24 protein-coding genes and 1 pseudogene are annotated in these 25,718 nt (G+C 64.8%); 9 read left to right on the top strand and 16 right to left on the bottom strand.

Annotated features, from left to right (window positions below):
* Positions 1-63 precede the first annotated feature (63 nt).
* The 15 genes and pseudogenes from LB538_RS15960 to LB538_RS16030 all read right to left on the bottom strand — a co-directional run bounded on the left by LB538_RS15960 (position 64) and on the right by LB538_RS16030 (position 14,031).
* The gene (locus tag LB538_RS15960) at positions 64-741 is read right to left on the bottom strand and encodes a CvpA family protein (protein ID WP_140636064.1); all 678 of its coding nucleotides are present in this window, start codon (positions 739-741) and stop codon (positions 64-66) included.
* A gap of 42 nt (positions 742-783) precedes the next feature.
* On the bottom strand, positions 784-2,187 hold the full coding sequence (radA, locus tag LB538_RS15965; protein WP_224525038.1) for a DNA repair protein RadA: 1,404 nt from the start codon (positions 2,185-2,187) through the stop codon (positions 784-786).
* Between the two features lie 219 nt (positions 2,188-2,406).
* On the bottom strand, positions 2,407-3,897 hold the full coding sequence (locus LB538_RS15970; RefSeq protein WP_095766996.1) for a replicative DNA helicase: 1,491 nt from the start codon (positions 3,895-3,897) through the stop codon (positions 2,407-2,409).
* 636 nt (positions 3,898-4,533) lie between these two features.
* A complete protein-coding gene (locus tag LB538_RS15975; protein ID WP_224525035.1) occupies positions 4,534-5,499 on the bottom strand; it encodes a small ribosomal subunit Rsm22 family protein in 966 nt (321 codons plus the stop codon).
* 1 nt (position 5,500) lies between these two features.
* Positions 5,501-5,824: a YnfA family protein gene (locus tag LB538_RS15980; protein ID WP_224525032.1), complete on the bottom strand. Its 324-nt coding sequence runs from the start codon at positions 5,822-5,824 to the stop codon at positions 5,501-5,503.
* A gap of 68 nt (positions 5,825-5,892) precedes the next feature.
* Complete coding sequence (locus LB538_RS15985) at positions 5,893-7,179, bottom strand: SAM-dependent methyltransferase (RefSeq protein ID WP_224525029.1); 1,287 nt, start codon at positions 7,177-7,179, stop codon at positions 5,893-5,895.
* Between the two features lie 245 nt (positions 7,180-7,424).
* Positions 7,425-8,009: a 50S ribosomal protein L9 gene (gene rplI, locus LB538_RS15990; protein ID WP_095767000.1), complete on the bottom strand. Its 585-nt coding sequence runs from the start codon at positions 8,007-8,009 to the stop codon at positions 7,425-7,427.
* A 217-nt stretch (positions 8,010-8,226) separates the two neighbouring features.
* On the bottom strand, positions 8,227-8,475 hold the full coding sequence (gene rpsR / locus LB538_RS15995; RefSeq protein ID WP_006203718.1) for a 30S ribosomal protein S18: 249 nt from the start codon (positions 8,473-8,475) through the stop codon (positions 8,227-8,229).
* A complete protein-coding gene (rpsF, locus tag LB538_RS16000; protein WP_095767001.1) occupies positions 8,475-8,960 on the bottom strand; it encodes a 30S ribosomal protein S6 in 486 nt (161 codons plus the stop codon). The genes rpsR and rpsF overlap by 1 nt, the downstream gene beginning before the upstream one ends.
* Positions 8,961-9,318: 358 nt before the next feature.
* The gene (locus LB538_RS16005) at positions 9,319-10,440 is read right to left on the bottom strand and encodes an ABC transporter permease (protein ID WP_095767002.1); all 1,122 of its coding nucleotides are present in this window, start codon (positions 10,438-10,440) and stop codon (positions 9,319-9,321) included.
* A gap of 3 nt (positions 10,441-10,443) precedes the next feature.
* Complete coding sequence (locus tag LB538_RS16010) at positions 10,444-10,620, bottom strand: hypothetical protein (protein WP_224525210.1); 177 nt, start codon at positions 10,618-10,620, stop codon at positions 10,444-10,446.
* Between the two features lie 93 nt (positions 10,621-10,713).
* Positions 10,714-11,178 (bottom strand): annotated as a pseudogene (locus tag LB538_RS29340) (ABC transporter ATP-binding protein); the annotation flags it as partial.
* The gene (locus LB538_RS16020) at positions 11,175-11,738 is read right to left on the bottom strand and encodes an ABC transporter substrate-binding protein (protein WP_224551531.1); all 564 of its coding nucleotides are present in this window, start codon (positions 11,736-11,738) and stop codon (positions 11,175-11,177) included. The gene LB538_RS16020 and the pseudogene LB538_RS29340, both read right to left, overlap by 4 nt.
* A 47-nt stretch (positions 11,739-11,785) precedes the next feature.
* Positions 11,786-13,015 carry a sulfotransferase family protein gene (locus LB538_RS16025; RefSeq protein ID WP_224525024.1) on the bottom strand — a complete coding sequence of 410 codons (1,230 nt, stop codon included), beginning with the start codon at positions 13,013-13,015 and terminating at the stop codon, positions 11,786-11,788.
* Complete coding sequence (locus tag LB538_RS16030) at positions 13,015-14,031, bottom strand: type III polyketide synthase (protein ID WP_318011874.1); 1,017 nt, start codon at positions 14,029-14,031, stop codon at positions 13,015-13,017. Before LB538_RS16030 ends, LB538_RS16025 begins: the two co-directional genes overlap by 1 nt.
* Before the next feature lie 270 nt (positions 14,032-14,301).
* Here LB538_RS16030 and LB538_RS16035 point away from each other — a divergent pair, with 270 nt between their 5' ends.
* Together LB538_RS16035 and LB538_RS16040 are read left to right on the top strand one after the other, a co-directional pair.
* Complete coding sequence (locus LB538_RS16035) at positions 14,302-15,072, top strand: class I SAM-dependent methyltransferase (protein WP_224525019.1); 771 nt, start codon at positions 14,302-14,304, stop codon at positions 15,070-15,072.
* Entirely contained in the window at positions 15,069-16,241 is a 1,173-nt protein-coding gene (locus LB538_RS16040) for an NAD(P)/FAD-dependent oxidoreductase (protein WP_224525016.1), read from the top strand. Before LB538_RS16035 ends, LB538_RS16040 begins: the two co-directional genes overlap by 4 nt.
* 203 nt (positions 16,242-16,444) lie before the next feature.
* Here the strand turns inward: LB538_RS16040 and LB538_RS16045 are convergent, their stop codons facing one another.
* Positions 16,445-18,370: an LTA synthase family protein gene (locus tag LB538_RS16045; protein ID WP_224525014.1), complete on the bottom strand. Its 1,926-nt coding sequence runs from the start codon at positions 18,368-18,370 to the stop codon at positions 16,445-16,447.
* Between the two features lie 276 nt (positions 18,371-18,646).
* Here LB538_RS16045 and fabD point away from each other — a divergent pair, with 276 nt between their 5' ends.
* From fabD to gmk, 7 genes are all read left to right on the top strand, one after another.
* Complete coding sequence (gene fabD / locus LB538_RS16050) at positions 18,647-19,600, top strand: ACP S-malonyltransferase (protein WP_224525012.1); 954 nt, start codon at positions 18,647-18,649, stop codon at positions 19,598-19,600.
* 302 nt (positions 19,601-19,902) lie between these two features.
* Positions 19,903-20,640 carry a 3-oxoacyl-[acyl-carrier-protein] reductase gene (gene fabG, locus LB538_RS16055; RefSeq protein WP_140783695.1) on the top strand — a complete coding sequence of 246 codons (738 nt, stop codon included), beginning with the start codon at positions 19,903-19,905 and terminating at the stop codon, positions 20,638-20,640.
* A gap of 198 nt (positions 20,641-20,838) precedes the next feature.
* Positions 20,839-21,075, top strand: coding sequence for an acyl carrier protein (locus tag LB538_RS16060; protein ID WP_006203723.1), 237 nt, complete (start codon positions 20,839-20,841; stop codon positions 21,073-21,075).
* Between the two features lie 34 nt (positions 21,076-21,109).
* On the top strand, positions 21,110-22,372 hold the full coding sequence (fabF, locus tag LB538_RS16065; RefSeq protein WP_224525009.1) for a beta-ketoacyl-ACP synthase II: 1,263 nt from the start codon (positions 21,110-21,112) through the stop codon (positions 22,370-22,372).
* Between the two features lie 243 nt (positions 22,373-22,615).
* Positions 22,616-23,806, top strand: a complete 1,191-nt coding sequence (gene mltG / locus LB538_RS16070; protein ID WP_224525007.1) for an endolytic transglycosylase MltG — start codon at positions 22,616-22,618, stop codon at positions 23,804-23,806.
* 247 nt (positions 23,807-24,053) lie between these two features.
* Complete coding sequence (locus LB538_RS16075) at positions 24,054-24,944, top strand: YicC/YloC family endoribonuclease (RefSeq protein ID WP_140842361.1); 891 nt, start codon at positions 24,054-24,056, stop codon at positions 24,942-24,944.
* Between the two features lie 4 nt (positions 24,945-24,948).
* On the top strand, positions 24,949-25,623 hold the full coding sequence (gmk, locus tag LB538_RS16080; protein WP_095767013.1) for a guanylate kinase: 675 nt from the start codon (positions 24,949-24,951) through the stop codon (positions 25,621-25,623).
* The last annotated feature ends 95 nt before the right edge of the window (positions 25,624-25,718 follow it).

A 25,718-nucleotide genomic window follows, 5' to 3' on the forward strand; every position in this document is an offset into this window, starting at 1 on the left:
ATCTATCGCCGAACGCAACGCACGCTTTTTTGCATTCACAACCGGCGCCAGGCCGGCTCGCGATCAGTTTGCCGGCGCTGGAGCCGGTGCGGGCGCTGGCGTGGCCGGCGCCGGCTCGTTGTCGGCAGGCGCCTCGCCCTCGCTGTCGTCAGGCGCCGGCGCGTTGTCGTCGCCTGCCGGCGGCTCGGCCGCGGGCTGGTCGGTCGTGGCCGGTGCGCCGGCCTGCGGCGTGCCCTTATGGGTGTATTTGTTGACCAGTTCCTCGGTGTTTTCCGGCAGCACGCTTTCGAGCTTGGCGCCGATCGTCTCCAGCAACGGCCGCGACTTGGCGTTGGCGATCCAGGCAGGCGCCTTGGCGCCGGCCAGCCAGTTGAAGAACAGCAGCGCCACTGCGACCACCAGGATGCCGCGGGCCGCGCCATAGAGGAAGCCGAGCGTGCGGTCGAGCGCGCCGATGCGCGAATCGATGATCCAGTCGGCGAGCTTCATGGTGATGACGGAGACGACGATCAGCGCGATGAGGAAGACGATGCCCGCCGAAGCCGCCATCGCGATCTTGTCGTTGTCGACATAGGGCTGAACATAGGGCAGGACCGGCTTGTAGAAGAAGAAAGCCGCCGCCGCCGCCGCCGCCCAGGAAACCACCGAGAGCACTTCGCGGGAGAAGCCGCGCACCATGGCGAGCATTGCTGAGACCAGGGTGAAGCCGACGAGGATTCCGTCAAGCAGCGTAATCGGCATGGTTCTCGCCCCACTTCCTGTCTCACGGCCCGACGAGCCGCATCACTCCCCGTCGTCGGCACGACCGCGCCGTATGCCGGCTATGCGCGCCACGAGGTCGGCAAGCTCGGTGGGCTGGAAAGCGCCGGCCCCGATCCCCCCGGCAAGTTCCTCGCTGCCAAGCGGCAGCACCGCGCTTCCAAAACCCAGCTTTTCGGCTTCCTTGAGGCGCTGCTGCGCATGCGCAACCGGCCTCACGGCGCCCGATAGGCTGATTTCGCCGAAATAGACGCAATCGGCGGGAAGGGCAAGACCGGTGAGTGACGAAACCAGCGCCGCGGCGACCGCGAGATCGGCCGCCGGCTCCGAGATCCGATAGCCGCCGGCGACGTTGAGATAGACGTCGTGCTGGCCGAAGCGGACGCCGCAATGCGCCTCCAGCACGGCGAGCACCATCGACAGCCGCGCGCCGTCCCAGCCGACGACGGCGCGGCGCGGCGTGCCGAGCGAGGAAGGCGCGACAAGCGCCTGGATCTCGACCAGCACCGGCCTCGTGCCTTCCATGCCGGCGAAAACCGCGGCGCCCGGCGACTTTGCGTGGCGTTCGCCGAGGAAAAGCTCGGATGGATTGGAAACCTCGCGCAGCCCCTTGTCCGACATTTCGAACACGCCGATCTCGTCGGTCGGCCCAAAGCGGTTCTTCACCGTGCGCAGGATGCGGAAGTGATGATTGCCTTCGCCCTCGAAGTAGAGCACGCCGTCGACCATGTGCTCGACGACGCGAGGGCCGGCGATCTGGCCTTCCTTGGTGACATGGCCGACGAGCACGATCGCCGCGCCTGTGGATTTCGCGTAGCGGATCATCGCCTGGGCGGCGGCGCGCACCTGGGTGACGGTGCCCGGTGCCGAATCGGCAAGGTCCGTCCACAGCGTCTGAATGGAATCGAGGATGACGAGGTCCGGCCGCTTGCCGTCGGCGATGGTCGCCAGGATGTCCTCGACATTGGTTTCGGCCGCAAGCTCGACCGGCGTCGAGGCGACGCCGAGGCGTTGTGCCCGCAGCCGGATCTGCGCCACCGCTTCCTCGCCCGAGACATAGACGATGCGGTGGCCTTTCGAGGCGAGCGCGGCGGCTGCCTGCGTCAAGAGCGTCGACTTGCCGATGCCGGGATCGCCGCCGACCAGAAGGGCCGAGCCGCGCACGAAGCCGCCGCCGGTGGCGCGGTCGAGCTCGCCGATGCCCGACACGATGCGCGGCGCGTCCTCGATGTCGCCCGACAGGCTGGTCAGCACCACGGCACGCCCTTTGCGGGCGTTGCGCGCGTTGGCCGGCCCCGAGCCGATGCCGCCGGACGTGCCTTCCTCGACCAGCGTGTTCCACTCGCCGCAGGCATCGCATTTGCCGGCCCAGCGCTGATGCACCGAGCCGCAATTCTGGCAGATGAACTGAACGCGTGATTTGGCCATTAGGGACGGCCCAACATTGGATAGGCCGGCGGGACAGCGCCCCCCTCTGTCCTGCCGGACATCTCCCCCGCAAGGGGGGAGATCGGCAGTTTCGCCGACGGCGCCCATCTTGCAACGTCGGCGATTGGCGAAAGCCGATGCGACATCCAATCTCCCCCCTTGAGGGGGAGATGTCCGGCAGGACAGAGAGGGGGGTGACGGAGTGAGACCTGTCTCAACTCACTCGAACCTCTCCGGCAGATGATGCTCTTCCGCCAGATCCGAGAACCGCGTGAATTCACCGTGGAAGGCCAGGCTGACGGTACCGGTCGGTCCGTGGCGCTGCTTGGCGATGATGCACTCGGCCTTGCCGCGCGCCTCGTTCATCTCGTTTTCCCACTTGATGTATTCCTCGGTGCCGAGCTTCGGCTCGCGGTTCTTGAGGTAATATTCCTCGCGATAGACGAACAGGACCACGTCGGCGTCCTGTTCGATGGAGCCGGATTCGCGCAGGTCCGAGAGCTGCGGGCGCTTGTCGTCGCGGCTTTCGACCTGACGCGACAGCTGCGACAGCGCGATGATCGGCACGCCGAGCTCCTTGGCCAGAGCCTTCAGGCCCGTGGTGATCTCGGTGATTTCCTGCACGCGGTTCTGCGAGGCGCGCGCGGAGGAGCCCTGCATCAGCTGGATATAGTCGATCACGATGAGGTCGAGGCCGCGCTGGCGCTTCAGACGCCGCGCGCGGGCGGAAAGCTGTGCGATCGAGATACCGCCGGTCTGGTCGATGAACAGCGGGATCTTCTGCATCGTCTGCGAGCAGGCGACCAGTTTTTCGAAATCCATCTCGGTGATCTCGCCGCGGCGGATCTTCGAGGACGAGATTTCGGTCTGCTCGGAGATGATGCGGGTAGCCAGCTGCTCCGACGACATTTCGAGCGAGAAGAAGCCGACGACGCCGCCATTGGCGGCCTTGAAGCTGCCATCGGCTTGCTGCGCCGGAACGTAAGCCTCGGCAATGTTGAAGGCGATGTTGGTGGCCAACGAGGTCTTGCCCATGCCCGGACGTCCGGCGAGCACGATCAGGTCGGAGGGCTGCAGGCCGCCCATGCGGCGATCGAGGTCGCGCAAGCCGGTGGCGATGCCCGACAGGTGGCCGTCACGCATATAAGCGGCGTTGGCCATGTCGACGGCGGTCTTGACCGCATCGTTGAAGCTCTCGAAGCCGCCGTCATAGCGGCCCGTTTCGGCAAGCTCGAACAGCCGCCGTTCGGCATCCTCGATCTGGTCGGAGGGCGACATGTCGACCGGCGCGTCATAGGCGATGTTGACCATGTCCTCGCCGACGGTGATCAGCGCGCGGCGCGTCGCAAGGTCGTAGATGGCGCGGCCATAGTCGGTGGCGTTGACGACGGTGACGGCCTCGACGGCGAGGCGCACGACATATTGCGCCACCGTCATGTCGCCGACCTTTTCGTCGGCCGGCAGGAAGGTCTTGAGCGTGATCGGCGTCGCAATCTTGCCCATGCGGATGAGTTCGGCCGCGATCTCGAAGATGCGGCGGTGCAGCGGCTCGTAGAAATGCGCCGGCTTCAAGAAATCGGAGACACGATAGAAGGCGTCGTTGTTGACGAGGATGGCGCCGAGCAGCGCCTGCTCGGCCTCGATGTTGTTCGGTGCCTCGCGATAGAGCGGCGTTTCCGCCGCGCCGAATTTCAGTGCCGCCTCTGCCATGATATCCCCGGTTTCGATCCCGCTGTCCTCGATATCAGAACGGGAAGATTCGATGCTGACCTTTCTGCAACACCCTCGGTCCAACCAGCTTGACGCCCCAATGTTCACAGGATCGGCAAACCATCCACAGGACAGTATTCCGGGGGCCTGATTCCAGTTGACTCGGCAAGCGGCGATTCTTAGTTGCAATTATGGAACGAAGCAAGAACATTTTGGGCGACCGATTGTCGTCCGACGCTCGCTCACAACCGACCAGCCGCATCCGCTCGCGCAAAGAATCGCGGACGTCCTCGGCTGATCGCCAAAGTAGCGAGTTGCTTCTTTTGGGCGTTCACCTTTGAGATTAGCCGAAACGTTGGTGAAGTCGTCATCCACGGGCGGAGCAAGGAGCGAAGCGACGCGCGCAGACCCGAGGATCCATTCCGTGACCTGTGGGCGTCGCGGCGAGCCGGAACGAGCTCCGTTCTGCGCCGCCTTCATTCTTCGCGCAACGTCACGGAATGGATCCTCGGGTCTGCGCGCCGCTTCGCGTCGCTCCGCCCGTGGATGACGAAGTTCGCGCGCGTCGGCTGATCTCCAAAGTAGCGACGGGCATCGACGATACGTCTTCTCCCGATTTCATCGGCCTACGCTCCCTCAGTCCAGCGTATCGCCCCAGTCCGCCCGCCGCGCGGCCCTGTACACGTCCCCGTCGCGCTTGCTGAACAGTTGCTCGCCGGCGCTGCCGTCCGTTTGGCAGAGTTTCAGCACCGCCTTGCCGGAGCCGCCCTTCGGCGGAGCGATCACCCGCGCCAAGTGCGCCGGCGCCGGCTGCCGGGAGGCGGCGAGGTAGATGAACTTCTCGTCCTCCCATGGCACCTCGGCCTCCTTGACCAGGCGATGTAGGCGCGACCGGGCGACGCGGCGCGCGAAATGGCACCAGTCGGGCGGAGCAAGCGGGCATGGCGCCGCGTGCGGGCAAGGTGCCGAAACATGCGCGCCGGCCGCAATCAGTTGGCGGCGCGCGGCAAGGATGCGCTGCCAGCCGGCGGGCGTGCCAGGCTCGACGATGAGCAATGTGTCGACCGTGAGCTGCCAGAGGCGACCGACGAGCTTCGGCAGCGATAAAGGCACGATCTCGTCCAGCACATAGGCGGCGCTGACGAGATCGGCGGGCGTGATGCCGTCGAGATCGATGGTCGCGTCACCGGCGATCCAGTCGGCGTGGGCCGCGATCGCGCCCTCCGCGAGCGCCTGGCCGACTTTGCGCACGGCAGCGCTTGCCTCGACAAGCACCGCCCGTTCCAGCTCAGGCCAGGCGTCGGTCGTGGCCCAAAGCATGGTGCCAGGTCCGGCGCCGACATCGAGCAGGCTCGCCGGCCGGAAGTCGGGGCGAGCCTCGATCAAGGCATCGAGGCTGGCGCGCACGGCGGCATAAGTGGCGGGCAGCCGCGTCGCCAGATAGGCCTTGACGGCCATGTCTGCGCCCATATGCAGGCGGCCGTCGCGCAGCTCGGCGCGGTAGCGCTCCGAGAGCGTCCGCGCCGCCTGCCTCAGCGCCGGCAATGGTACCTTCTCCAAGAGGCTGTCGACGCCTTGCCGGAGCGGGGCGGGCAGTTCCATCTCAGGCTCCCCTTGGAGCGAGCAGGATGACCGAGGCGCCGACGATGCAGAGCGCAGCGCCGGCCAGATCCCAGCGGTCGGGACGCACGCCTTCGACCAGCCACAGCCAGCCGAGCGAGGCGGCGATGTAGATGCTGCCATAGGCGGCGTAGGCGCGGCCCGCCGCATCCGTGCCGACCAGTGACAGCAGCAAGGCAAACAGCGCCAGCGAGACGAGGCCGGGGAGAAGCCAGAGCGCCGACTTCTCCAGCCGCCACCACGCCCAGAACGAAAAGCAGCCGGCGATCTCGGCAAGAGCGGCTGCGGTGTAGATGAGGTAGGTCATGAAAAAAGGTCTCGCGAACGAGACCTTTTTCGTGGCGTCAGGCCGCAATGGCAAGCGGCATTGCGCGGCTACCCCACCTTCTTGCGGCGGGTCGGCTTGGGGGGCGCCGGCGCCGCCGGCTCCTGGTGGCCGATATCGCGCAGCTCCAGCGCCTTCTCGCATTTGGCCATGTAGTCGCGCGTCATCGGCAGCGTGTCGTTCTTCTTGGCGATCTGGAACTGGAAGATCACCAGGTCCTGCCAGCGGAAGGCGGCCTCGGAAGCGGCGAGATAGAACTCCCACATGCGGCAGAAGCGCTCGTCATAGATCGCTTTCGCCTTGTCGCGGTTGGCGGCGAAGCGCTCGCCCCAACGCTTGAGCGTATCGGCGTAATGCAGCCGCAGGATTTCGATGTCGGTGACGACCAGGCCGGATTTCTCGATCGCCGGCATCACCTCCGACATCGCCGGGATGTAGCCGCCCGGGAAAATGTATTTGCGGACGAAGGCGCTGGTCGCCCACGGCACGCCGGAACGGCCGATGGTATGGAGCAGCATCACGCCGTCGGGCTTGAGCAGCGTCGCGGCCTTGTCGAAGAAGGTGCGGTAGTGGTTGACGCCGACATGCTCGAACATGCCGACCGAAACTATGCGGTCGAAACGTTCGTTGATGTGGCGATAATCCTTGAGTTCGAAATGCACGCGGTCCTGCAGGCCCTGCGCATGCGCTCGATCGGTGGCGACGCCATGCTGTTCGGTGGAGAGGGTGACGCCCTGCACGTCGACGTCGAAGACCTTGGCGAGATAGAGGCCCAGCCCGCCCCAGCCGGAGCCGATGTCGAGCACCGTCTGGCCGGCCTTGAGCCTCAGCTTGGCGGCGATGTGGCGCTTCTTGGCAAGCTGCGCCTCGTCGAGCGTCATGTCGGGCTGTTCGAAATAGGCGCAGGAATACTGCATGTCCTCGTCGAGGAAGAGCTTGTAGAGCTCGCCCGAGAGATCGTAGTGGCGTTCGACGTTGCGGCGCGAGCGCGCGGCGGTGTTGATCTGCTGCAGCCGGCGGAAGGCGTGGCGCAGCCCCTCGATCGCCTTCGACCAGGTCACGTCGATGCCGCTCGATCCCATGTTCTGGAACGCGATGCGCATCAAGCCGAGAACGCCGCCCTCGATCACGTCGAGCTCGCCGTCCATGTAGGCTTCGGGCACCGCCAGCATCGGATCGAAGGTGATGGCGCGCTCGGCATGCGTGGTCTTGATATGGATATGCACCGGCTCGCCGCTGCCGTCGCCGAACTTGTGCGTCGCGCCCTTCGGTCCGGTCACCTTGAGGTCGCCGGCGCGCACCAGGCGTTCGAGAACGTGTTTCAACAGGATATTCATGACCAAATGTCCCCTCAGTCGGATCACCCGGTAATCGGACTGGAATGCCAGATCGAAAATGCCACGGCGCCTCGCCCGCGTCCAATCGACGCGCCACGCTGTAATGTGCACAAGATATGGGGTGTCGAAAAGTTCCTTTTGGCACAAAAAAGCCCGGGTCGAAGACCCGGGCGTTGGTCCAGAAATCCTGGACGTCTGCGAGCCGAAGCGACGCTTCGGAGGATGTGCCAAATCAGGCCGAGAGATCAGGCGTTCTCTTCGCCGCCTTCGAATTCGGCGTTCGGGTCGAAGAAATTCTCCGGCCGGGCGTTGTCGTTGATGTCCTCGCCATAGATGGCTTCGGCGGTGGTCAGCGTCTCGCCCTTGGCCTGGCGCTCCGCCTCGTCGGCCGAACGGGCGACGTTGAGCGTCACGGTGACCTCGACTTCCGGATGCAGCGCGATCGCCACGTTGGAGAGGCCGATGGTCTTGATCGGCTGGTTGAGCTCGACCTGGTTGCGGTTGACGGTGAAGCCTTCGGCGATCAGCAGATCGGCGATGTCGCGGGTCGACACCGAGCCGTAGAGCTGACCGGTCTCGCCGGCCGAGCGCACCACGATGAAGCTCTTGCCGTCGAGCTTCTCGGCGACCTGCGCGGCCTCCGACTTACGCTCCAGGTTGCGGGCTTCGAGCTGGGCGCGCTGGCCCTCGAACTTCTTCTTGTTGGCTTCGTTGGCGCGCAGCGCCTTGCCCTGCGGCAGCAGGAAATTGCGGGCGAACCCGTCCTTGACCTTGACGGTCTCGCCCATCTGGCCGAGGCGGGAAATGCGCTCGAGGAGAATGACTTCCATGGTTTCGTTCCTTCGGTTGGCGCCGGCCGGAAGGCTGGCGCAATGATCTGGAACAGGTCAGGAAGCTCTTTGCGGCGCTCGCCGCTCTTGTCGCTGTCCTGCCTGTCCTGGCAGTTAGAGGCCATCCGGCCCCAACTCGGGATTTGATTTGAACCGCGGCGCCCGTCGCCGTGGGTGGGGATGCGGGCGCCAAGCGCCCGCATCGAAGTTTCAGGCCTCAGCGAACCACATAGGGCAGCAGGCCGAGGAAGCGGGCGCGCTTGATCGCCTTGGCGAGCTCGCGCTGCTTCTTCTGGCTGACGGCGGTGATGCGCGAGGGCACGATCTTGCCGCGCTCGGAAATGTAGCGCTGCAGGAGACGCACGTCCTTGTAGTCGATCTTGGGCGCGTTGGCGCCGGAGAACGGGCAGGTCTTGCGGCGGCGGTGGAAGGGGCGCCGGGTCGGGATCTGGTTGATGTCGACCATTATTCTGCACCTCCTTCAACGCCTTCGCGCGGACGGCGCGGGCCACGGTCGCCGCCGTCACGGTCGCCGAACGAACGCGGGCCGCGGTCACCGCGGTCGCGGTCGCCGAACGAACGCGGGCCACGGTCGCGGTCGCCGAAGCCGCCGCGCTCGGAGCGCTCTTCGCGCTTCTGCATCATCGCCGAGGCGCCTTCCTCATGCGCTTCCACCTTGATGGTCAGAAAGCGAAGGACGTCTTCCGACAGGCCCATCTGGCGCTCCATTTCGTTGAGCGCGGCCGGCGGGCAGGTGATGTCCATCAGCGTGTAGTAAGCCTTCCGGTTCTTCTTGACCCGGTAGGTGAGGGACTTCAGTCCCCAGTTCTCGATCCGGCCGACCGAGCCGCCATTCGCCGTGATGACGCCCTTGTACTGTTCGACAAGCGCATCAACCTGCTGCTGCGACAGGTCCTGCCGGGCAAGAAACACATGTTCGTAAAGAGCCATTATGTTTAAGTGCCTTTCTTCGTTTCTCTCACCGGCCCTCGCGGCTAAGCCTCTGCAACTTGTCTGACCCGATCGCGAAAGAGCGGGGAAGAAAGGAGCATCACGAGACGGTCGAGAGCGGAGACACGGGAGGCTGGAAGCCCTTCCGGCTTCGTGTCGCGACCTTCGAAAAGGCCACGGCCCTCCGTTCAGCCCCCAGCAAGGACCGGCAGATTGCGCGGGTCTAATAGCAATTCGCCAGGAAGGCAAGGCCCGGCCTGCGTCGCCGATGCCGCGGACCTGCGAACCGGTCGTTTCGTTTACACGACAGATCGATGCTTTTGCTGGCACCGGAGCGCTGCCCGGCCGACACGGCAAGTCAGATCCTGCGGAGCGCTTCAGCGGGGAGAAGGCGCGTGGCGCGCCAAGCCGGGTAGAGTGCGCCGAGCGGACCGGCGATGAAGACGAAGATCAGCGCCTGGGCGATCGACCAGCCTGACAGATAGGGCACGATCAGCCCCGCCGCGACCCTTGTCTTCGCCGCCGCTTCCATGGTCAGGGCGCCGAGAACGATACCGATAACGCCGCCGGCTGCGCTCATGAAGACGCCTTCGATGAGGATGAGCCGAAGAATCCGCCGCGGCGCCCAGCCAAGCGCCGCCAGAACACCAATCTCGAACGTCCGTTCGTTCACGGCCATCAGCAGCGTGTTGGCGACCGCAACCGAGGCCATCGCCATGACGACCAGCGAAATCGTGCGGGCGATCGCCCGAAGCAGATCGAAGATGCGGATGCTGTTGGCGAACTGCTCGGTGTCGACGACCACGAATCCCGGCGCGGCTGCAACGAGCCGGGTTCGGGCAGCGGCGATGCCGTCGGCGTCGAGCGGGCGCTTCAGTCTCACCTCGAACAAGGTAAAGGCGTCCTCCCGCGACAGGAGCTGCTGCAGCCCCTCGAGTGGAACGATGGCGCTGTTCTGGTTCAGCATGGACGAGAACGACGCGATGCCGACGATCCGATAGGGCTGGAACTGCAGCTCGACGGTATCGCCGACCCGCTTGTCCAATGCGCCGGCGATCGATTGGCCAAGGATCACCGGCCACTGGTCCCCCGGCACAGGGAGCCGCCCCGCCACGAGCGGCACGTCTTTCCACAGGAAGCTGCCGCTTGGCCAGCCGGCCATGACGATATTGGCGTCCTCGTCGGCGGTGGTGATGTTGAGGAGAACGCCCGACACCGCCTCGACATTCGGCACCGCCGAAAGCGCCGGGCCGAGCGCTCTGGGCACGGTGCTGCTCACCAAATTGAAGGTGCTGCGCTGGCTAACCACCAGATCCGCGCCGTTCTCATCGATTCCCGACGCAAATGAGCGCTGGACGCCGGCGGTCAGGCCGGTAAGCGCCACGAAGCCGGCGACCGCCAAGGCGATGCCGAGCACCGTGAGCAAAGTGCGCAGGGGACGTGCGATGAGACCGCGCAAGGGCAGGGTCAGCTCCGTCATGGGCTAGCCGATCCGCGATGCCGGTGCGGGCGCTGAGATTGCCGCCGCCCGGCTGTCCGAGCGGATGCGGCCATCCGAGATCTCGACCCGGCGTCCGCACAACGCGGCCACGTCCTCGTCATGGGTCACCACGATCACTGCGGTCCCGAACTCGCGATGCGCATTGCCGATGATGTCCATGACGGATTGGCTTGTCTGCACGTCGAGGCTTCCTGTCGGCTCGTCGGCAAGAAGAAGCTTCGGACGGTTGGCCAGCGCCCGCGCAATGGCAAGGCGCTGGCGTTCGCCGCCGGAAAGCTCGGCCGGCCGCAGCGCAGCGCGATCGGCAAGACCGAAATGCGCCAGAAGTTCCAGCGCGCGAGCGCGACGCTGCTGCGCTCCGCCGAGGTTTCCCAGCAGGGCCACCTCGATGTTTTCGCGCGCCGACAAGGAGGGGAGCAGGCAGAAGTTCTGGAAGACGATGCCGATCCTGCTGGCCCGGACTGCTGCCCACGCAGCGCTTCCATTGACGGCCCGGCCTTCGAACCGAACTTCGCCGCGGGTCGGCCGGTCAAGCCCGCAGACCAGGTTCAGGATCGTCGATTTGCCGCTGCCGCTGCGTCCGACAATCGCGACGGTCTCGTCATTCCCGATCGCGAGCGACACGTCGTCGACGGCGACGATGCGGCCGCCGTCAAAATCGCGGCCGACATTGCTCAATTCGACGAGGGGAGGACATGAGCGCCGGCGAGGAGTCATACCCGGCCTTTCCTGAGATCGACGACAAGCGCGGGGATCGAGCCGCCATTGCCGGCGAGGATCTGGCCGATGCGGTCCCGCTGCCGCACGGTCACCGACCCGCCGTCGACAAAGACATCGCCGATACAGAGTTGCCCGCGGCAGCGGCGGACACGCCAGTCCACGGACGTTGGGCCGCGGAGCTGCCGGCGGAATTCGCTGCGCACCAGTATGTCGCCGTTGGCCAGGGTCTTTGTGCCGAGCACGGTGAAAGTCTTGTCCTGCGTCCGTTCCAGCTTGTCGGCCAGCCCGTGTGCGATGGCATAAAGAAGCGCATCGACCACCGCGGCGCGGTCGTCCGCGCTCGCGCTGCGCCAGCGCGTCCCGAGCACGGCCTGGGCAATTCCCTTTCCGTCGAAGGCCGCTGAGATCGAGCGGAGCTGCGCCTCGGCGGGCCCGCCGTGCCCGAGCACGAGCGCCGCCTGGCGCACGGTCTCAACCAGCTTGATCGCATCGCCTTGCTCGTCGGCAACCGCCGAGATCGGCGGGGCGCAGATGCTGAGCAACAGAGGGACGAGCAACAGCCGGGCCAAACCTGCCCAGCTTGCGTATGACCATGGGCCCGCCGTCATGATGCCATGTCATCCAATGCGCGGTTGGCTGTCAATATTGACCGTCCGGGAGGCAGCGCAGGCACATGCCCGAAATTGGAAGCGAGCAGTTCGAGGCGGGCTAGGCGCGCTTTCTGCCCTTCCGTCAGGTCGGGATGGCGGTTGCGCGGCTGTTTGCCGAACGTCGCGGCGACTTGCAGCATGCGCTCCTCGCAGCCGTGGGAGAATGGCAGGCCCAGTTCGCGGTAGATCCGCTTCATCTCGCCCGTCGGATCGGCAATAAGATCCTGTAGCCGCACCTCGGCGAGGTCGGCGGCTGGAATCCGGGTTCTATCAGCCAGATAGTGCATCTCCGTCGCAAGATATTCGCAGGCGATGATCTCTTCCTGCTCGTGCTCGGGCAGCGGCGGCTGCAGGGCGAACGCACGCTGCAACTCGCGCGTCAGAACAAGGTTGGACCGGAACACCGCTTCCGGCGAACGCGAGATGTGGACAAACTTGGCGCCAGGGAACAGCTCCAAAAGGTGGCGGACGCGCGCCGTGTGGCTCGGCGACTTGAGCAGAAGTCGCCGCCCTCCGGCAACGAGCGTGAGCTTCTGCACGAAAGCGAGCTGATGTGAGCGCCAGCGGTTCAGCTCTTGCGCCGAAAGCGAGTCGAGATCCTGATACCGATTGAAGAAGGCTTGCCGGCGGGGAAGCACGGCGCGTCCCGCCAGGATCGACATTCCACCCAGATTGTTCAATGCGAAGTCGTCCTCCGCCGGCAGCCTGGCGCCAACCGGCACGACCGCGTCGAGGCGCGTCAACGGCAGCAAGGGCACGAAAAGATAGCGCAGCAGGGCCCAGCCAAGGACGAATGTCTGAGGCGCCAGGACCTGCGGCCAGCCCGGCGATCTCAGGTCCGGGTCCGCCGACAGCAGGTTCTGCAAAAAAGTCGTCCCGGAGCGGAAGTAGCCAAGAACGAACACAGGCGCGTTATCCGGTTCCATCCGGGGAGGTCGCAGCCGCAGCCATGCCCCAAGGATCACGCGCTCCGGCAGGGAGGCGATCGTGTTGATGCCCGAAATCAGGAACAGGAGCATCAGGCGCGGCCAATAAACGGGAGGCAGCCGGCCTTCCGCACGCCATAGGACCCGCAACACGGCGTCAAGAGGTGCCACACACATGAAGTGCGGATACGGCAGGTAGGGCACCAGCCAACGGGCTGCGAAAGCACGGACGCGGTGCCGGATGGCGTTCGACTTCATCAGGCAGTCCGGAACATCATGGTCTCGGTGGTCAATCCCGGCCCGAACGCCATGCCGCAGCCGAGCAAGCCCGACGGCTCCTTCAGCATTTCGGCCATCGCGAACATTACGGTGGCCGACGACATGTTGCCGTATTGCCGGAGCACTTCGCGCGATGCGGCGAGCGCGGTCGGCTTCAGTTCGAGCGCCCGCTCGACCGCGTCGAGCACCGAGCGGCCGCCGGGATGGACCGCCCACAAATCGATCTCCTTGGCGGGCCTGCCGCCGAGGATCGCCCGATGCTCGTTGCGCAGCGTCTCACGGACAGCGCCAGGAACCTGGCCCGACAGCACCATGTCAAAGCCGTCGTCGCGGATATTCCAGCTCATCAGCTCCTTGCGCTCCGCCGCCACGATCGCGTGGAAGCTTTCGAGCAGGATGCCGTGCGGCTCGGCTGTCACCAGCGAGGCCGCGCAACCGTCGCCCCATAGACAGAACGAGATCAGCTTCTCGAGCTCCGTGGCCTCCTTGAAATGCAGCGTGCACAATTCGATGTTGACGATCAGCACGCGGGCCTTCGGATCCGATCGCACGATGTGGCGCGACAGCTTCAAGGCGTTGATGGCGGCATAGCATCCCATGAAGCCGATTATGGTGCGCTCGACCGACGTCGACAGGCCGCATCGCTGCACCAGTTCCAGGTCGATGCCGGGCGCCGAAAAGCCGGTGCAGCTCGTCACGATCAAATGCGTGATCAGCGAGCGGTCGTCGTTGGCCAGAAGTCTGTCGACGGCCCTTTGCGCGAGCTCCGGTGCGGCGGCTTCGTACATCCGCATACGCATTGCGGTGCTGGCGAACGAGCCTCTGACCGAGGTGCCGTCGCGGTCGATTGCCCCGCCGCGCGGATCGTCGGCAGGCGCAAAGCAGGAATAGCGATGTTCGATCCCGGCCAGAGCGACCATTCGCTCGAAGAGCGCAAGGCGCTGCGCGTCGTTTTCAAGCAGCGAGGCTCCATAGCCGAGGAAGAACCGATGCACGTCATGTTCGGGGACACACGTGGCAATGCCGTTCAGATACGCTTGAGGGGACAAAATAGCTCCGAGCATGAGCGCAATCGGGCTCATAAGGTCTGCGAATTGGAGAAGCGTTCCTAAGGTAAACGCCTGCATAGAGCATTTTATTGCGCGGTGCCGATATTTCTCATTAGCAAACTGTGATATCAGCCTCCGATGTCGCATGAAGGGACCGACTTTCTTCGGTATCCGGGTGGGTTCAAATGCGGGTTCCGCGACCAGCAGCGCGCTGCCATGAAGGAACGACCCGAATTCTATTTGCCGGATTGCCGGCTGAAGCCTAGATTTCCGATCCATCGCATGACCGACATGGACATCCGGCATCTGGAGCCAGAACTCCTCGACGGCCTCCCGGCTGACGATCCCAGTGCGATTGCATCCCGTCGCGATCTCGTTCGCATCAATGCATTGATGTTCCAGGCCAGGATCATGGCATCGCTGATGCGGCAAAACGTGCAAAAGCCGCCGCTGCGCATCCTCGAAATAGGCGCCGGCGACGGAAAGTTCATGCTGGCGGTGGCGCGGCTGATGGCGCGCCATTGGCCCGACGTCGAGATCGTCATGGTCGACAGGATCGGCTTGATAGGCGAGGACTTGCGCAGCTCTTTCGCTGAATTGGGCTGGCGGGCGCAGCCCGTGACTGCGGATCTGTTCGATTGGACCCAGGACAGGCCCTTCGACCTTGTTTGCGCCAACCTTATCCTCCACCACTTCGACGACATGCGCCTGCAGGAGCTGTTTTCTCGGATGATGACGGTGGCCCCGATGCTCGTCGCCACGGAGCCGTTGAGAGCCAAGGTGCCGCTTTTGGCGACAGGGTTTCTGCGATTGATCGGCGCCTGTGCGGTAACGCTGAATGATGCAGCGCAAAGTGTGCGCGCCGGTTTTCGTGGCACGGAACTTTCACAATTGTGGCAACTGTCAGGTGGAACGCCCGTGATGGAGGGCCGCAGAGGCCTGTTTACGCAAGGTTTTGTTGGCGCGAGCACGCTCGATACGAAATGATGCACGACGCAATTGTCATCGGTGCCGGTCCTGCCGGAAGTTCCACCGCCATTGCACTCGCCCAACATGGTTGGTCGGTGGCAATGGTGGAGAAGGTGGTATTTCCTCGCCGCAAGGTCTGCGGCGAATTCATGTCGGGCACCAGCCTTGCCTTGCTCGATCAGCTGGGCGTCGGCGAGAGCTGGCGCGCGGAAGCCGGCCCCGAGATAAGGCGCGTCGGGTTCTTTTCGGGCGATGTCTCGGCGCAGGCGCGAATGCCGAGCGCCAAGACGGGTCTCGGCCGCGCGCTCGGCCGCGATCGTCTGGACACCATCCTGCTGCAGGCTGCCGAACGTGCGGGTGTCGAGATCCTCCAGCCTTGCAAGGCAGTCGCTATCCGCCGGCGCGATGACTTGCAATTTCTGACTGTGGAATCTGACCAGCAACAGAAGCTGCTCAGCACACCCGTCATCATTGCCGCGCACGGATCCTGGGAAACTGGGAAACTTCCGAGCCAGCTTGAAAGAACCAGCCAACCCTCCGACCTTTTCGGCTTCAAGGCGCATTTTACCGGCGCCGCGCTGGCGCCCGATCTGATGCCGCTGCTGGTATTCCCAGGCGGATATGGCGGGATGGTAACTGCGGACAATGGCCGGGTTTCAATCTCCTGCTGTATCCGCCGCGATGTTCTATCCGGGCTGCGCCGGCGCTTTGGGAATATTGCGGCGGCGGATGCGGTGTCGCGTCACGTCCTGGCCTCGTGCCGAGGCGTGCGAACTGCGCTGGCAGGTGCCGAATTGGATGGCCCATGGCTGGCTGCGGGACCGATTCATCCGGGCATCCGGGCCGGCTACGATCAGGGCATCTTCCGTGTCGGCAACATCGCGGGCGAGTCGCATCCTGTCATCGCCGAAGGGATTTCGATGGCGCTGCAATCGGGCTGGCTGCTTGCGCGAGAACTGATCGCATCGGGCAAACGTCGCGAGGACCGCGACGCCGCCGGGCATCGCTACGAACGCGAATGGCGTCGGCAATTCTCGACCCGTCTGCGTGCCGCGGCCTTGATTGCCAAAATAGCGCTTGGGCCAGGTGGCGCGCCGGCCATGCGCGCCGTGATCAAGAATTTTCCGGCCGCTTTGACGCTTGGCGCTCGGCTGAGTGGAAAGGTCCAGCCCGTTCCAGGCTTTTGACGTCTAGCGCGTTCACCGTTTCACGGAAACGGCGAAACGCCCTATCTCCTTGTTTTTTACGCAATTTCGGAGGGAAAACCGCTCACACTTTTCCTGGAATTGCTCTAAATCGCAGCGACGAAATCTTTCCAAGGCCCGGCATCGGAGCATCGTTTCCCGCCACGGACCGGGATAGCCGCGATCGGCTGTGACCGCCGGTCAGCTCAGCTTGTATGCGCGACCAGCCTGTTCACCGTCTCGGGGAAGAAATCGGGCGCCGAGAGCCGCTTGCCGAACATCATGTCGTATTGGATGAGCCGGAAATCGTTGATCTTCGGATCGATCTGCTTCTGCCTCGCCCAATCCGGCGTTGCTTCGCCCACGGGCGACAGGAGCAGGTTGCGGTCGACCACCCGGTAGTGTTCGCGCAGCGCGCCGAGGAAGCCGGTGTAATAGGGGTGGCTGATGCCTGCCGTGGTCAGGATATGATAGGGCAGGAAGGCCGGGCTCACCGAGCCGATGTTCTCGACCGGACCGGAGCGGTTCGACCAGATAACCAAAGGCGTATCGTGGTGTTCGAGCGCGGCGACCGCCGGCTCCTTGCGCGGCGCGACATTGTCCTTGAGGAAGCCGGTCTCGACATAGACGGGTCCGAGCGGCGGCAGATGGTCGCCGAAGAAGGCGATGATGGTCGGCCGCTGGCGGGCCTTCGCCCAGTCGATCAGGCGCTGCAGGCCGCGGTCGGCGTCGGCCGACCCCTCGGCATAGGAAAGCAGCGATTCCCGCGCCCAGGAACTGATCGGCGCGTCGATCGAATGCGTCGGGTTGTAGTAGCGGTAGGGCTCGTAAGGACCGTGGTTCTGCAGGCTGACGGCGAACAGGAACACCGGATCGTCGCTGGTGTCGGCCTCGCGGATGATCTCGTCGGTCATCGCCGCGTCGGAAGCCAGCGGCCCGCGCTTTTCCATCGGCGGCAGCGTCTCTTCGGAGCGGAAGTCGTTGAAGCCGAAATCGGCATAGACGGCGCCGCGGTTCCAGAACCAGTTGGTGCCGGGATGGATGGCGCGCGCCCGGTAACCCTGGCTCTTCAGGAAGGTCGCCAGCGACGGGGTCGGGGTGCGCACATATTGCTGATAGGGGATCGAGCCGGCCGGCAGGAAGGCGTTGGAAAAGCCGGTCAGCGCCTCGAACTCAATATTGGCGGTCATGCCGCCGAACTCGGGCGAGAACATCGAGCCGGAGCGCAACGCCCTGACCGTCGGGATCGGGTCGGGCTTGATGGTGACGCCGGGCAGGTGCGTCGGATCCCAGAAGGATTCGCTCATCACCACCACGATATCCGGCTTCTCGTCCGGCATGGAAGCGGCGGCGTCGGGGCGCTGGATCGCGGCCATCGTCTTCTCGGAATAGCCGGGCGGCGCCGCGACATGCGCCATCGGCACGTTCATCGCGAAGGCCAGCGCAAAGCCGTTGGAGGCGTAGTTCTCCTTCTGGTCCCACATGATCGGGATGATCTGCAGCCGGTCGCGCGTCCACGAGAAGGTGGCGTAGTCCATGATCGAGACGAAGAAGGCGAGCAGCGGCACGGCAAGCGCCAGCCGCGCCATGCGGCCCTTGCGGCTGAGGATGGGTACTCGCCGGCGCCAGGTCCGCCAGCCGTAGACGAGCAGCGTCAGACCGCCTACGATGCCGACCGCCAGCATGACGGCCGTCCACGGGCGCTCGCGCACCAGGAGCGGCATCAGCGCCATGATCTGGCGGGCGAACAGGAAATCCGTGGGATAGAGCGGGTCGCCGAGGTAACGCGATTTCTGGTGGCCGACAAAGGCCAGCGCCAGCGTCAGCGGCGCCACGATCATCAGGCTCTGGTGGCTTCGGCCGAGTATGGCGTCCAGCCCGAGCAGCACCAGGGCGAAGACGATGATGGTGGTCCAGCCGGGCTTGAAGGGCTGCATGAAGAAATCGACTGTGCCGAAGAAATCGCCGCGTACGATCAGCTCGATCGCGAAGACGAGCAGGGCTGAGGCAAGAAGCGTCGACAGGCCGTAGCGTACGGTCGGCCAGGCTCGTCCCGGCAGATAGCCGGTGGACGGATCGTCTTCCAAAAATTGCGGCGCGGGTTTGGCCGCGCCTTTTCTGATCCTTGCCACTTTGCTTCCCCGGCCCTTGTCACGCGTCTTCCACTCGCGTCACGCCACTGTCATCGAAATGTCACGCAAAGCTAGCGCCTGTGGCGGAAATAAGAAGAGCCAGCAAACTAAACGTGAGCGGTTTTCATCAGGTGTGATCAAGTAAAAGGCCTTTTGGAACAGGCAGTCAGCAGGATTTCCGACCGAAATGCAGGCCGAAGAGACGCCTGCGGGCTTGACTTGGCTGTCCGCCTTGCGCCAGAGGCAGACAAAACCAGCCTCTGGAGAGACCTCAAAATGGCCGTCGCATTCACCTTTCCGGGACAGGGCAGCCAGGCCGTCGGCATGGGCAAGGACCTCGCCGATGCATTCCCCGAAGCGCGTCGCATCTTCGAGGAAGTGGACGCAGCGCTCGGCGAAAAACTGTCGAAACTCATCTGGGAAGGGCCGGAAGAGACGCTGACGCTGACCGCCAATGCCCAGCCGGCGCTGATGGCGGTGTCGCTGGCGGCGATGCGCGCGCTCGAAGCGCGCGGCTTCTCGCTGAAGGACAAGGTGGCTTATGTCGCCGGCCATTCGCTTGGTGAATATTCCGCGCTTGCTGCGGCCGGCTTCGTTTCGGTCGGCGACGCGGCGCGGCTGCTTCGGACCCGCGGCAACGCCATGCAGGCGGCGGTGCCGGCCGGCGAGGGCGCCATGGCCGCGATCATCGGGCTGGAACAGGCCGACGTCGAGGCCGCTTGCGCCGAGGCAGCTCGCGAGGTCGGCAACGGCTCCGTCTGCCAGGTCGCCAACGACAATGGCGGCGGCCAGCTGGTGATCTCCGGCGCCAGGCCGGCGGTCGAGCTGGCGGCGAAGCTGTGCACCGAAAAAGGCGCCAAGCGGGCGCTGATGCTGCAGGTTTCCGCCCCCTTTCATTCGGCGCTGATGACGCCTGCCGCCGACATAATGCGCGAGGCGCTGGCCGGTGTCGCGAAATCCGCGCCGGTGGTTCCGATCGTCTCGAACGTCACCGTAACCCCGACCAGCGACCCCGATGAGATCGTCCGCCGCCTGGTCGAGCAGGTGGTTGCCCGGGTGCGCTGGCGAGAGACGGTGGAATGGTTTGGCGCCAACGGCGTCGCGAGCCTCTATGAAGTCGGCGCAGGCAAGGTGCTGTCGGGCCTGGCGCGCCGCATCAACCGCGACATCGCCACCGGCGCCGTGGGCACGGCGGCGGAAGTCGAGGCCGCGCTGGCGGCTTTGGGGTGAGGCCCCGTTTTCGTCATTCTAGGGCGGAGCAAGGAGCGAAGCGACGCAGCGCAGACCCTAGAATCCATGCCGTGACTTGGAAGTGCCGCCGCGGTGCAGAATTCTGCTCCGTTGCATCCTTCGGCCAATGTCACGGCATGGATCCTCGGGTCTACGCGTCCGCTTCGCTCCCGCTCCGCCCGTGGATGACGACGGGAAGGAGGCCTTCGCCAATGTCCGACGCTTGTCTAGCGTGACTTGGACGATATGACGTATACGGAACGCGACTGCTTGCAGCCGTCTGGAAAAATGAGGTTGAAGATATGTTCGAACTGACCGGCCGGAAGGCGCTCGTCACCGGCGCATCGGGAGGCATCGGCGAGGCGATCGCCAGGGTGCTGCACAGCCAGGGCGCGATCGTCGGCCTGCACGGAACCCGTGTGGAGAAGCTGGAAGCCTTGGCGGGCGAATTGGGCGACCGCGTAAAACTGTTTCCGGCGGACCTGACGAACCGCGACGCGGTCAAGGCGCTCGGCCAGAAAGCGGAGGCCGATCTCGAAGGCGTCGACATCCTGGTCAACAATGCCGGCATCACTAAGGACGGCCTGTTCGTGCGCATGTCGGACGCCGACTGGGATTCGGTGATCGAGGTCAACCTTACTGCCGTGTTCCGGCTGACCCGCGAGCTGACGCATCCGATGATGCGCCGCCGCCATGGCCGCATCATCAACATCACCTCGGTGGTCGGCGTCACCGGCAATCCCGGCCAGACCAACTACTGCGCCTCCAAGGCAGGCATGATCGGCTTTTCCAAGTCGCTGGCGCAGGAGATCGCCACCCGCAACATCACCGTCAACTGCGTCGCCCCGGGCTTCATCGAATCGGCCATGACCGACAAGCTCAACGACAAGCAGAAAGAGACGATCATGGCCGCGATCCCGACCCGGCGCATGGGCACCAGCGTTGAAGTGGCGTCCGCCGTCGCTTATCTCGCCTCCAATGAGGCGGCCTATGTCACCGGCCAGACCATTCACGTCAACGGCGGCATGGCAATGATCTGAGGCAGGGCGGGCGCCTGTGAAAACAGCCATTTCGGCTTGGACGCCCGTCATTTTTCGTGTAATGCGGCCCGCAACCCGGCGGTTCGGGCAAAAACCGGTCCTGTGGCGTTGCGTTGCCCGCAAGACCATCTTTCAGCTTGATTAGCGGCATTCCGCCCGCTAACGAAGATAGACAACCTAAGACGAGGATTGCCCCAAATGAGTGACACCGCAGAGCGCGTCAAGAAGATCGTCATCGAGCATCTCGGCGTCGATGCCGACAAGGTGACGGAGCAGGCGAGCTTCATCGACGATCTGGGCGCGGACAGCCTCGACACGGTTGAACTCGTCATGGCGTTCGAAGAAGAGTTCGGCGTCGAGATTCCGGACGATGCGGCCGAGACCATCCTCACCGTCGGCGACGCCGTCAAGTATATCGACAAGGCCTCGGCCTGAGTTCTTTCGCAGGCATAACCGGGGAGGACCTGCGATGAGGCGTGTCGTCGTCACGGGCCTTGGCCTGCTTTCGCCGTTCGGCATGGGCGTCGAGCATAGCTGGCGGGAATTGCTCTCCGGCCGCAGCGCCTGCCGGCGTGTCACCGAATTCGAGGTGGACGATCTTGCCTGCAAGATCGCCCACATCATTCCGCGCGGCGACGGCTCGAACGGCACCTTCAATCCGGAGGCTGTGCTCGAGCCGAAGGAACTGCGCAAGATCGGCGAGTTCATTCTCTACGGCATCGCGGCCGCCGACGAGGCGCTGGCCGATTCCGGCTGGAAGCCTGAGACACATGAGGACCAGTGCGCCACCGGCGTTCTGATCGGCTCCGGCATCGGCGGCATCGACGGCATCGCCGAGAACGCGATGATCCTGAAGGAACGCGGCCCGCGCCGCATCAGCCCCTTCTTCATCCCCGGACAGATCATCAATCTGGTTTCTGGCCAGGTTTCCATCCGCCACGGCCTGAAAGGCCCGAACCATGCGGTGGTCACTGCCTGCTCGACCGGCGCGCACGCCATTGGCGACGCCGCCCGGCTGATCATGTGGGGCGATGCCGATGTGATGCTGGCCGGCGGCGCCGAGGCGCCGGTCACCCGGCTGTCGATTGCCGGCTTCGCGGCCTGCCGGGCGCTGTCCACCGAGCGCAATGACAGCCCCGAAACAGCGTCGCGTCCTTATGATCGCGACCGCGACGGCTTCGTCATGGGCGAGGGCGCGGGCGTCGTCGTCCTGGAAGAGCTGGAGCACGCCAAGGCCCGCGGCGCCAAGATTTATGCCGAGGTCACCGGCTATGGCCTGACCGGCGATGCCCACCATATCACCGCGCCGGCCGAAGATGGCGATGGCGCCTTCCGCTGCATGATGGCGGCGCTGAACCGGGCGAAACTCTCGCCGGCCGACGTCGACTACATCAACGCGCACGGCACCTCGACCATGGCCGACACGATCGAGCTCGGCGCCGTCGAGCGGCTGGTCGGCAATGCCGCTTCGAAGATCTCGATGTCGTCGACCAAGTCGTCGATCGGCCATCTGCTGGGCGCCGCGGGTGCCGCGGAAGCGATTTTCTCGATCCTCGCCATCCGCGACAACGTCGCGCCGCCAACCATCAATCTCGACAATCCGGAACGCGAGACGGCGATCGATCTCGTGCCGAACAAGCCGCGCCAGCGTCAGATCGATGTCGCGCTGTCGAATTCCTTCGGCTTCGGCGGCACCAACGCCTCGCTCGTGTTCCAGCGCTACAATGGCTGAAAGGCCAACGGGAGCAATCCCGGAAAGAGTGCTCAACGCTTTCCGCCCCGGGATTGCTCAGAAAAAGACAACCAGCCGGCAGTCCCGCCACCTGCCGTCATTTTTGCCAAATTCTCCCCTAGTTTGTAGCTAGGGGATTCGTTGCAAGATCAGACGGTAGGGCGCGCCATGAGCACAAATCCTGGGAGCACAAATCCGGGCGGCGACGGGGATTTCGCACGGCAGGGCACAAAGGTGCCGATCATGCCGAAGACCGCGGCCGAGGCGTTGCGCCCGGAAGCCGGCACGCCGCCGCCGTCGAAGCGCTCGCGCGCTTCGCGCAGCCAGTTCGTCGTGTTCCTGAACTTCTTCCTCTCCATGGTTATCCTTGCGGTCATCGCCTCGGGTGCGGCGCTCTATTTCGGCATGCAGGCTTTCGTCGAGCCCGGCCCGTCCGCCAATGGCGACACCTTCATGATCAAGCCGAACACCGGCGTGCAGGAGATTGCGGACCAGCTGGAACGCCGCAGCCTGATCAGCGATGCCCGCATCTTCCGGCTCGGCGTGCGCGCCACGGGTAATGAATCGGCGCTCAAGGCCGGCGAATACGCCATCAAGCCGCGCGCCTCGATGCGCGACATCATGGAGCTCTTCAAGAGCGGCAAGTCGGTGATGTACTCGCTTACCATTCCCGAAGGGCTGACGGTCGAGCAGGCGCTGCAGCGCGTCGCCGATCAGGAGGCGCTCACCGGCGATATGCCGCCGACCTTGCCGCCGGAAGGTACTATCGCCACCGACACGCTGCGCTTCACCCGCGGCGCCACCAGGCAGCAAATGGTCGACAAGCTGGTCGCCGACCAGAAGAAGCTGGTCGAGGATGTCTGGTCGCATCGCGCGGCCGACCTGCCGATCGCCAACATCGACGACTTCGTCACGCTCGCCTCGATCGTCGAGAAGGAAACGGGCAGAAGCGACGAGCGCTCCCGCGTCGCCGCGGTGTTCCTCAACCGCCTGGCCAAGGGCATGCGGCTGCAATCCGACCCGACCATCATCTACGGCCTGTTCGGCGGCAAGGGAAAGCCGGCGGACCGGCCGATCTACCAGTCCGACCTCGACAAGCAGACGCCCTACAACACCTACATGATCAAGGGCCTGCCGCCGACGCCGATCGCCAATCCGGGCCGCGCGGCGCTTGAAGCGGTCGCCAATCCGTCCAAGACCGACGACCTCTATTTCGTCGCCGACGGCAATGGCGGCCATGTCTTCGCGGCAACGCTGGAAGAGCACAACCAGAACGTCGCCCGTTACCGGGCGCTGCAGAAGAAGCAGGCTGATGCCGCCGCCAAGGCCTCGGGCCAGACGACGGCGCCGGCAGCCCCCGATGGCAACGCCGACAGCAGCGACGCCGGGGCCAATGGCGAGAATGGCGACGCCGGCGGCGACGACGCGCAATAGGCGCAATGCATGTCGCCCAAAAGCGCACAGCGGTTTTGGGAAAACGACATGCATCGAAACTCACTGCATGTCGCCCAAAAGTGCGCCAGCGGTTTTGGGAAACGACATGCACCACGCAGAAGAACGCGTCCTTTGACGCGAGGCCATATTCATGTTTTGAGGGGACGCCGGCCGATCATCCGGCGATTTTTGGGCGCGCAGCGCTGGGCAACGCATGCCTTGGCTGCGACAGGGGGACGACAGGGCAATGAGCCTGCAAAGCATGACCGGTTTTGCGCGGTGCGCCGCTGACAGCGAGGGCACCTCGATAGCCTGGGAGGTGAAATCGGTGAACGGCAAGAGCGCCGAGGTGAGGCTGAGATTGCCGCAGGGTTTCGACCGGCTGGAGACGGCCGTCCGGCAGACCGTTCAGAAGCGTTTCGCGCGCGGCAATTTCCAGGCGACGTTGACCGTCGGCCGCGCCGCCGCAAGGCAAATCCAGCCGGTGGTCAACGAGGCGTTCCTCAAGGACCTGGCAGGGCTGGCCAGGCGTTTGCAGGAGCAGTTCGGCACCGAGCCCGCCACCGCCGACGGCCTGCTCTCCCTGCGCGGTGTGCTCGACATTCCCGAAGCCGTGGAGACGGAGGAGGAGCGGGCCGCTCTCGACGCCGCGATCCTGTCTGCGCTCGAGATGGCGCTCGCCGGGCTGGAGCAGGCGCGCCGCAGCGAGGGCGCGGCGCTGGGCGCGCTTCTTGCCGGCCATGTCGACATCATCGAGGCGCTGACGCTGAAGGCCGAGGCCGACCCGTCGCGCGAGCCCGCGGCAATCCGCGAGCGTATCGCCGAGCAGGTGCGCCTCTTGACGGATGCTTCGGCCAATCTCGACGCCATCCGGCTGCATCAAGAAGCGGCCTTCCTCGCCAGCAAGGCCGACATCCGCGAAGAGATCGACAGGCTGAAGACGCATGTCGCTTCGGCGCGCGCGCTGCTTAAAAGCGGCGCCGCCGTTGGCCGCAAGCTCGATTTTCTGGCACAGGAATTCAATCGCGAATCGAATACCTTATGCTCCAAGTCGAACGCTGCCGCGGTTACCGCGATCGGGCTGGAGCTCAAGGCGGTGGTCGACCAGTTTCGCGAGCAGGTCCAGAATCTGGAGTGACGGGATGGTTGCCAAGGAGCCGACGGCCGCCAGGGATCTGGGGTCCCGCATCCGCCGCCGCGGATTGATGCTGGTGCTGTCGTCGCCGTCGGGCGCCGGCAAGTCGACCATCGCGCGCAATCTTCTCGAAAGCGATGGAAGTCTCGAGCTTTCGGTCTCCGTCACGACAAGGCCGCGCCGCGGTTCGGAGATCGAGGGCGTCCACTATCACTTCCGCACCATGCGCGAGTTCGAGCGGCTGCGCGATTCCGATGCGCTGCTCGAATGGGCCGAAGTGCACGGTAATTGCTATGCGACGCCGCGCGAGCCGGCCGAAATCGCGCTGGCCGAAGGCCGCGACATGCTGTTCGATATCGACTGGCAGGGCGCCCAGCAGCTCAAGGAGAAGATGCGCGCCGACATCGTCTCGATCTTCATCCTGCCGCCGTCGATGAAGGAATTGAAGGCGCGCCTGAAGCGCCGCGCCGAGGACCAGGAATCGGTCATCGAGACCAGGCTGAAGAACGCCCGCCTCGAGATCGAGCATTGGAAGGAATACGACTTCGTCATCGTCAACGACGATCTCGACCGCGCCTTCGCCGAGGTCCGCGCCATCGTCACGGCGGAGCGGCTTCGCCGAGACAGGCGGCCGGGGCTGTTCGACTTCATTTCGGGCTTGCTGGACGAGAAGACGGGGTGACTCTTCCTTCTCGCCGCTTACGGGGGAAGGTGGCCCGAAGGGTCGGATGAGGGGCAGCGCCGGCCTGCGGCGGTACAAAAAGCAAAAGTGAACCA

This window comes from Mesorhizobium sp. Ca11, from assembly GCF_020165275.1.
Lineage (GTDB): Bacteria > Pseudomonadota > Alphaproteobacteria > Rhizobiales > Rhizobiaceae > Mesorhizobium.

What these genes read in the sequence shown, in the direction of transcription:
- LB538_RS15960 (WP_140636064.1), bottom strand. Translation starts at nt 741, where the DNA reads ATGCCGATTACGCTGCTTGACGGAATCCTCGTCGGCTTCACCCTGGTC.
- radA (WP_224525038.1), bottom strand. Translation starts at nt 2,187, where the DNA reads ATGGCCAAATCACGCGTTCAGTTCATCTGCCAGAATTGCGGCTCGGTG.
- LB538_RS15970 (WP_095766996.1), bottom strand. Translation starts at nt 3,897, where the DNA reads ATGGCAGAGGCGGCACTGAAATTCGGCGCGGCGGAAACGCCGCTCTAT.
- LB538_RS15975 (WP_224525035.1), bottom strand. Translation starts at nt 5,499, where the DNA reads ATGGAACTGCCCGCCCCGCTCCGGCAAGGCGTCGACAGCCTCTTGGAG.
- LB538_RS15980 (WP_224525032.1), bottom strand. Translation starts at nt 5,824, where the DNA reads ATGACCTACCTCATCTACACCGCAGCCGCTCTTGCCGAGATCGCCGGC.
- LB538_RS15985 (WP_224525029.1), bottom strand. Translation starts at nt 7,179, where the DNA reads ATGAATATCCTGTTGAAACACGTTCTCGAACGCCTGGTGCGCGCCGGC.
- rplI (WP_095767000.1), bottom strand. Translation starts at nt 8,009, where the DNA reads ATGGAAGTCATTCTCCTCGAGCGCATTTCCCGCCTCGGCCAGATGGGC.
- rpsR (WP_006203718.1), bottom strand. Translation starts at nt 8,475, where the DNA reads ATGGTCGACATCAACCAGATCCCGACCCGGCGCCCCTTCCACCGCCGC.
- rpsF (WP_095767001.1), bottom strand. Translation starts at nt 8,960, where the DNA reads ATGGCTCTTTACGAACATGTGTTTCTTGCCCGGCAGGACCTGTCGCAG.
- LB538_RS16005 (WP_095767002.1), bottom strand. Translation starts at nt 10,440, where the DNA reads ATGACGGAGCTGACCCTGCCCTTGCGCGGTCTCATCGCACGTCCCCTG.
- LB538_RS16010 (WP_224525210.1), bottom strand. Translation starts at nt 10,620, where the DNA reads ATGGACATCATCGGCAATGCGCATCGCGAGTTCGGGACCGCAGTGATC.
- LB538_RS16025 (WP_224525024.1), bottom strand. Translation starts at nt 13,015, where the DNA reads ATGAAGTCGAACGCCATCCGGCACCGCGTCCGTGCTTTCGCAGCCCGT.
- LB538_RS16035 (WP_224525019.1), top strand. Translation starts at nt 14,302, where the DNA reads ATGAAGGAACGACCCGAATTCTATTTGCCGGATTGCCGGCTGAAGCCT.
- LB538_RS16040 (WP_224525016.1), top strand. Translation starts at nt 15,069, where the DNA reads ATGATGCACGACGCAATTGTCATCGGTGCCGGTCCTGCCGGAAGTTCC.
- fabD (WP_224525012.1), top strand. Translation starts at nt 18,647, where the DNA reads ATGGCCGTCGCATTCACCTTTCCGGGACAGGGCAGCCAGGCCGTCGGC.
- fabG (WP_140783695.1), top strand. Translation starts at nt 19,903, where the DNA reads ATGTTCGAACTGACCGGCCGGAAGGCGCTCGTCACCGGCGCATCGGGA.
- LB538_RS16060 (WP_006203723.1), top strand. Translation starts at nt 20,839, where the DNA reads ATGAGTGACACCGCAGAGCGCGTCAAGAAGATCGTCATCGAGCATCTC.
- fabF (WP_224525009.1), top strand. Translation starts at nt 21,110, where the DNA reads ATGAGGCGTGTCGTCGTCACGGGCCTTGGCCTGCTTTCGCCGTTCGGC.
- mltG (WP_224525007.1), top strand. Translation starts at nt 22,616, where the DNA reads ATGCCGAAGACCGCGGCCGAGGCGTTGCGCCCGGAAGCCGGCACGCCG.
- LB538_RS16075 (WP_140842361.1), top strand. Translation starts at nt 24,054, where the DNA reads ATGAGCCTGCAAAGCATGACCGGTTTTGCGCGGTGCGCCGCTGACAGC.
- gmk (WP_095767013.1), top strand. Translation starts at nt 24,949, where the DNA reads ATGGTTGCCAAGGAGCCGACGGCCGCCAGGGATCTGGGGTCCCGCATC.